At 60.4% G+C, this 6,984-nt stretch carries 4 protein-coding genes; 2 read left to right on the forward strand and 2 right to left on the reverse strand.

Annotated features, from left to right (window positions below; all coding sequences use genetic code 11):
• Positions 1 to 210: 210 nt before the first annotated feature.
• Together PMI23_RS24740 and PMI23_RS24745 are read right to left on the reverse strand one after the other, a co-directional pair.
• Positions 211 to 2,739 carry a PepSY domain-containing protein gene (locus tag PMI23_RS24740; protein ID WP_042705030.1) on the reverse strand — a complete coding sequence of 843 codons (2,529 nt, stop codon included), beginning with the start codon at positions 2,737 to 2,739 and terminating at the stop codon, positions 211 to 213.
• A 214-nt stretch (positions 2,740 to 2,953) separates the two neighbouring features.
• Positions 2,954 to 5,269, reverse strand: coding sequence for a TonB-dependent receptor (locus PMI23_RS24745; RefSeq protein WP_007915301.1), 2,316 nt, complete (start codon positions 5,267 to 5,269; stop codon positions 2,954 to 2,956).
• Positions 5,270 to 5,476: 207 nt separating this feature from the next.
• Here PMI23_RS24745 and PMI23_RS24750 point away from each other — a divergent pair, with 207 nt between their 5' ends.
• Positions 5,477 to 6,157, forward strand: a complete 681-nt coding sequence (locus tag PMI23_RS24750; protein ID WP_007915302.1) for a Fe2+-dependent dioxygenase — start codon at positions 5,477 to 5,479, stop codon at positions 6,155 to 6,157.
• Positions 6,154 to 6,906, forward strand: coding sequence for a tetratricopeptide repeat protein (locus tag PMI23_RS24755; protein WP_007915303.1), 753 nt, complete (start codon positions 6,154 to 6,156; stop codon positions 6,904 to 6,906). Before PMI23_RS24750 ends, PMI23_RS24755 begins: the two co-directional genes overlap by 4 nt.
• Positions 6,907 to 6,984 lie beyond the last annotated feature (78 nt).

A 6,984-nucleotide genomic window follows, 5' to 3' on the forward strand; every position in this document is an offset into this window, starting at 1 on the left:
CCCTCACCCCAGCCCTCTCCCGGAGGGAGAGGGAGCCGATCGAGGTGTCTGAAGAGGTACGTCGACCTGAAAGACCGAGTTGATTATGAGATCAGCACAAAGCCTTTCTCGATTATGGATTCGGTGAGGGACGTTCAGGTCGGCGTATTGCGTGAATCTCCCCCAATCAGTCCCCTCTCCCTCCGGGAGAGGGTTAGGGTGAGGGGCTCTTTAATAGACATCACGCCGATATCGACCCTGCTCAATCAACCGCTCCACTTCGGCGCTGCCGAGAATATCGTTGAGCACTTGATCAACCCCCGAAGCCATCCCCTGCAAGCTGCCACAGATATAAATAACCGCCCCCTCCGCCAGCCATCTCTTCAGCTCATCAGCCGATTCACGCAAACGATCCTGCACATAAACCTTCTCCACCTGATCCCGCGAAAACGCCAGATCCAGCCGTTCCAGATCGCCATTGATCAACCACTCTTCCAGCTCCGCGCGGCAGAGGAAATCATGTTCGCGATTACGCTCGCCAAACAGCAACCACTGGCGCTGTTGACCATCGGCAATCCGCGCCTTGAGCAAGCTGCGCAACCCGGCCAGACCCGTACCGTTGCCCAGCAGAATCATCGGCACGGGTTCGTTCGGCAGATGGAAACCACTGTTGCGCCGCACCCGCAAACTGATGCTGCCGCCCACCGGCGCATGCTCGGTCAGCCAACCGGAACCGATGCCAAGGGTGCCATCGGCATGCTGTTCCTGACGCACGATCAACTCCAGCACACCGTCGGCGGCAATCGAGGCGATCGAGTATTCGCGCATGGCCAGCGGCACCATCGCATCGACCAGCGATTGCGCATGCAAACCCACCAGATGTGCGCGGTGCTCGGGCAATTGCCGCGACGCCAGCGCGACTTCCAGAGGTTCGTCGAGGCCGTTGATTTTTACTGTGGTCTCGCCACGAATGCCGAGGCCGTCGAGGAAGTGTTCGATGGCCCACGGGCAGTTGCGTGGCAGTACTTCGACCAGGTCGCCGGCCAGCCAACTGCTGGTGTTCGGTGCGCTCAGGCCCAACAAGTAAACCGGCGCACCGCTGCTGTCCGGGTTCAACAGTTCGCGGCGTGTCAGCGTCCAGTTGTCGTAGTTCGGCGCTTGCCAGGTATCGATGGGGGCTTGCCCGGTGAGCAGGCCGAGTTGGGTTTGCCAATGGCGCAGCGCGTACGGGTCGCCACTGTCGACTTCCACCGGCGCGAACAGGGTCTTGCCGCCGTGCTCGCTCAGCCACTGATGCAGTCGCTTGGCGAAGCCGCAGAAGTGCTGATACTGACGATCACCGAGGCCGAGCACCGAGTAATTCAGGCTATCGAGCGTTGCCGCCTTGCCCAGCACTTTGCGCTCGAACCCGCGCGCGCTGTCCGGTGCTTCGCCGTCGCCAAACGTGCTGACCACAAACAGCGCGTTGTTCGATTCACGCAAATCCTGCTCGCTGACATTCGCCAGCGGCTGTACCTTCACCGGCAATCCGGCGGCCTGCAATTGCCCGGCGGTCTGCCACGCCAGTTGCTCGGCAAAACCGCTCTGGCTGGCGAAGCCGATCAGCCAGGCCGACGCATCGCCCGCCGGTTGAGCGAGACATTTGCGCGCATCCTTGATCTGCTTTTTCTTGCGTCGACGATCGAGGTACAGCAGCCATCCGGTAATGAAAAACAGCGGCATGCACACCGCCGCGAGCGTGATGATGATCCGCCCGACCAGACCGAAATAACTGCCGACGTGCAGCGCATAAATGCTGGTCAACAGTTGCGCCTTGAAGCTCTTGTCGGCGTAGCGGTCGACGCGTTTGACGATGCCGGTGGCCGGGTCGAGGGTGATCTGGTTCAGCGCGCGATCATGCGGCGAGCTGTCCAGCAGGTAGAACACCGTTGCCGGTTGGCCAGCGACGGCCGGCATACGGATGTTGTAGGCGGCCAGACCCGGACCTGCGGCGCTGTAGATGCTGCTCCACATCGCTGCGTAATCGGCGGTCGGTGCCGGGCCTTCCGGCGCCGGGCCGCGACCACCGCGCACGCGCTCGTTTTGCGGCGCGTCGGAGAGCAATTTGGTCAGGCCTTTGTTGTACCACTCATACGACCACGACAACCCGGTCAACGCCAGCAGCAGATAGACCAGCAGACACCACGTGCCGGCCACCGAGTGCAGATCCCAGTTGAAGGCGCGACCTTTTTTCTTCCAGTCCAGCGTCAGCCACACGCGCCAGCTGTTCCACTGACGTGGCCAGCGCAGGTACAGGCCGGAGAGGCAGAAGAACAACAGAATCAGCGTGCAGGCGCCGGTGATGTTGCGGCCGGTATCGCCCATGGCGAGGAAGCGGTGCAGTTGCAGCATCAGGCCGAAGAAATCCTGGCCGACGGCATCGCCCATGAAGTCGGCGGTGTACGGATCGAAATAGCGCATCTCACCGCGACGTTCACCCTTGGGCGGGGTGAAGAAGACTTTCGCCGCGTTGCCGCTGTCGGTTTCGACCCAGAGCATCGAAACCTTTTTGCCCGACGTGGCTTCGATGCGCTCGACCAGTTCGACGGGCGGTAGCACGCCGGCGACTTGTTTTTCCACCTGCAGAACGGAAGGATTCAGCGCCCGCAGGATTTCGTCCTGAAACGAATAGGCCGCGCCGGTGATGCCCATCAACGCCAGCACGAGGCCTGCGGTGATGCCAAAAAACCAGTGCAACTGGAACAGGGTTTTCTTCAACACGTCACTCGCCGTCCATTCGGAAATTGTCTTCACGGCGCGCATTATGCCGTGGGTTATCGAGAAGCGTTCTTTCTTACGCACAAAAGCCCCGTTCAATTGAATGAACGGGGCCCACTGTTTTTTGTAGGAGTTGCCGAAGGCTGCGATCTTTTGATTTTTTTTCAGAATCAAAAGCAAGATCAACAGATCGCAGCGTGCCGCAGCTCCTACAGGGTCAGAAGTGGAAGTTGGTGCTCAACAATGCCGTACGGCCCGCCGCCTGGTTGGCGAAGTGGGTCGAGAAGGCTTTGTCGTAGTAGGTTTCGTTGGTCAGGTTCTGCACGTTGAGTTGCAGGTCGACGTTCTTGGTCAGCTTGTACGCCGCCATCGCGTCGTAACGCACATACGAATCGACCATGGTCGTATTGGCCACGCTGCCGTAGACGTCGTCGACATAGAACGCGCCACCACCGAGGGTCAGCTTCGGAGTGACCTGATAAGTAGTCCACAGGCTGGCGCTGTTTTTCGGCGTGTTAGGCAGCTCGTTGCCATCGTTGGCCCGGCCCAGTGGACCGCCATCGACTTGTTCGCTGTCCATGAAGGCGTAACCGGCGAACACTTGCCACTTGTCGGTGATCTTGCCGCTGGCCGACAGCTCGACACCTTGCACACGGGTCTTGCCGGCGTTTTCGTACGAGGTGGTGTCGACTTGCACACGAGCGTTTTCTTTCTCGGTGCGGAAGATGTCAGCGGTCAGCGACAAGCGATCGTTGAGCAGATCCCACTTGGTGCCGATTTCATAGTTCTTGGTGGTTTCCGGCTCCATGTCGCTGCTCAGCAGGTTGCCGCTGCGATCCGGGGTGCCGCCCAACGGGTTGCCTTCCTGACCTTCGCCCAAGGTGTTGCCCGGTGGCGTGGCCGAGGTGGCGTAGGAAGCGTAGATGCTGCCGTTTTCCGCAGGCTTGTAGACGACGCCGAACTGACCGGTGACGAACTCGCTGGTGTCATCGCCCTTGGACGTGGTGGTGCCAGCGGCGTTGTAGGTCTTGTAGTCGGTGTCGAAGTGGTCGTAACGCAGGCCCATGTTCACCAGCCACTGCTCGTTCAGCTCCAGGGTGTCGAACACATACAGCGCGTAGGTGTTGGCCTGGGTGTCGGTGCCGGCGTAGTTGCGCGAGATTGCGCCGTTCCACGGATCGTTCGGGTTCGGGTTCGACAGCGAGGTGCAGTTGTAGCCACTGGCTGCGCCGATCAGGCCCGGGTTGCAGTTAGTGGTCACTGCGCTGGTGCGCGGCGTGGTGTCGGTGTTGACGTTATACGAAGACTTCTGGCTTTCCTCACGGGTGTACTCGACGCCGGTGGAGAAGCTGTTCTTGAAGCCGGCGACGTAGAAATTGCCGAACAGGTCAGTCTGGTTGGTGGTGGTTTCGGTGTTGCTCACCCGCGTATTGGCACGACGCCAGAGGCTGCCATTGTTGACGTTGCCCTTGCTGTCGTCCGGCTGGGTCAGGATGTAATCCTGCATGCTGCTGCCGTGGCGCAGGGTGTTCTTGATCGTCAGCGAATCGCTCAGATCATGCTCGATGGCGAAGGTCGCAGTGTCGGTGCGGCCCTTGCGGAAGTCGCGATCCAGACCGTAGAAATTGCTGTGGTCACCGCCAGCGTAGGGTTTGTCCGGATTGGACTTGGTACGTGCCGCCGAACCGCCGGTTGGAATGGTGTACGGCACGCCCGAATCCGGAGTGTCGTTGCTTTCGAGATGGTAGTAGTCGAGGTTGACGCGGGTGTCGGTGCCCAGGCCAAAGGCCAGGGACGGGGCGATGCCCCAGCGGTCGTAATCGACTTTATCGCGACCGGCGACGTTGCTCTCATGGCTCATCAGGTTCAGACGGCCAGCAGCGGTGTCGCTGAACTGGTAGTTGCCGTCGAGGGTGTAACGCTGGGTCTGATCGGAACCCCAGGTGAAACCACCATCGAACGAGTTGCCCAGGTGGGCTTTCTTGCTCACCAGGTTGATGCTGCCGCCTGCCGCGCCGCGACCGCCGATGGCAGAGTTCGGGCCCTTACTGACTTCAATGTTTTCCACGGCGAAGATCTCGCGGCTCTGCGAACCGGTGTCGCGCACGCCGTCGAGGTAGGTGTCGCCCTGCGCGTCGAAACCGCGGATGAACGGACGGTCACCCTGTGGGTTGCCGCCTTCACCGGCACCGAAGGTGATGCCCGGCACGGTGCGCAGCGCGTCCTGCATGTTCAGCGCGCCGGTGTCTTTCAGAACCTGCTGTGGAATAACGGTCACCGAGCGCGGCGTGTCGACCAGCGGCGCGGTGTACTTGGGCGAGGAGGCTTTTTCGACCTGGTAGGACGTCGAGTCCTGGGCTTCGCCGGTGATGGCGGTGGCGTCCAGGGCGATGGCATTGCCGGCGGCTTTGCTGTCGGTTTTTTCCGCGGCGAAGACCATCTGGCCAGCGGAGCCGGCGGTGATTGCCACACCTATTGCAGAGGCGAGCAGACGTGGTGAACTGACCGGTAATTGTGCGTGTTGACGTGCCATTTTTATTCCCCTCCCCAAGGATTTGAGGCGGCGGAATATAGGGTAAACAGGTATTCGTATCAATTGCGAAACATTGTTATTCGCACTGAATTTACATTCTTTACAATTTAACCTTACGGTTTTTGCCAGTTCATTCGTCTCTCGGGTTTTACAGGGACAATAAGAATCAATACCATTGCCGCCTCTTTGCCATCAGGTGTCATTGCCATGCTGTTGCACATCCCCGGGCTGTTCGCGAAAGACGAAGTGCAGCGCATCCGCGAGGCACTGGAGCAGGCCGATTGGGCCGATGGCAAGATCACCGCTGGCTTTCAATCGGCCAAGGCCAAGCACAATCTGCAACTGCCAGAAGGTCATCCGTTGGCCAAGGAAATCGGTGCGGCGATGCTGGAGCGGTTGTGGAAAAACCCGCTGTTCATGTCCGCCGCGCTGCCGCACAAAGTCTTCCCGCCGTTAGTGAACTGTTACACGGCCGGTGGCAGCTTCGATTTCCACATCGACAACGCCGTGCGCCAGCCCAAGGGCAGCATCGAGCGCGTGCGCACCGATCTGTCGGCGACGTTGTTTTTCAGCGAGCCTGCGGATTACGACGGCGGCGAGCTGGAAATCCAGGATACCTATGGCACCCAGCGGGTGAAGTTGCCGGCCGGCGACATGGTGTTGTACCCGGGCACCAGCCTGCACAAGGTCAATGCGGTCACTCGCGGTGCGCGTTATGCGTCGTTTTTCTGGACACAGAGTCTGGTGCGCGAAGACAGCCAGCGCGCGTTGCTGTTCGAGATGGACGGGGCGATTCAGCAACTGACTCAAGACCTGCCTGATCACCCTTCGCTGATCCGCCTCACCGGCACCTATCACAACTTGCTGCGGCGCTGGGTCGAGGTATGAGTTTCCAGCTGCGCCGCGAGGAAGTCCTCGACGGCGAACAACTTAGCGCCATGCTCGGCGAAAGTCCGGCCCGTGCTGCGCAGGCGATTTTGCTGGCGGCGGGGGAGGGCGAAGTTGAAGCGCAGGCGTTGCTCGGACAAATCCTGCTCGACGGCCAAGGCATCGCCCAGGATCAAGCGCTGGCGCTGCGCTGGTTCGGCATCGCTGCCGCGCGCGGGCATCTGATGGCGCGCAATATGCTCGGGCGTTGTCATGAGCATGGCTGGGGCGTTGCTGCGGATGCATCGGTTGCTGCGCAGCATTACCGGATCGCAGCGAATGCCGGGCTGGATTGGGCGATGTACAACCTCGCCAATCTGCTGGCGACCGGGCGGGGAGTGGCGGTGGATCATCAACAGGCGTTGGCGCTGTATCGGCGCGCGGCTGAATTGGGCCATGCGAAATCGATGAATCTGCTGGGGCGCTATCTGGAGGAAGGGCAGGAGTGCCCGGCGGATCCGGTTGCGGCGCGCGATTGGTATCGGCGTTCGGCCGAGGCTGGGGATTTTCGTGGGCAGTTCAGTTTTGCTGCAGTTTTAGCGGATGAGGGGCGGATTGATCAGGCGGTCGATTGGCTTGAGAAAGCTTTGGTCGGCGGCAATCTGAATTTTTTGCGGGTGGCGAGTCAGGCGTTGGCGAGTGCTGTTGATCTGAGGATTCAGGCGTTGGCTGAGCGGTATGCGCTTCGGTGCCAAGAGCCCTCACCCTAACCCTCTCCCAGAGGGAGAGGGGACTGACCGAGTTGGATGTTCCGGATACACCGACCTGAGATATCCGGTCGAACTCAG

This window comes from Pseudomonas sp. GM24 (assembly GCF_000282235.1).
Lineage (GTDB): Bacteria > Pseudomonadota > Gammaproteobacteria > Pseudomonadales > Pseudomonadaceae > Aquipseudomonas.

Bases quoted from the DNA above. Each gene is read 5' to 3' on its own strand.
- PMI23_RS24750 (WP_007915302.1), top strand. From the start codon at position 5,477: ATGCTGTTGCACATCCCCGGGCTGTTCGCGAAAGACGAAGTGCAGCGC.
- PMI23_RS24745 (WP_007915301.1), bottom strand. From the start codon at position 5,269: ATGGCACGTCAACACGCACAATTACCGGTCAGTTCACCACGTCTGCTC.
- PMI23_RS24755 (WP_007915303.1), top strand. From the start codon at position 6,154: ATGAGTTTCCAGCTGCGCCGCGAGGAAGTCCTCGACGGCGAACAACTT.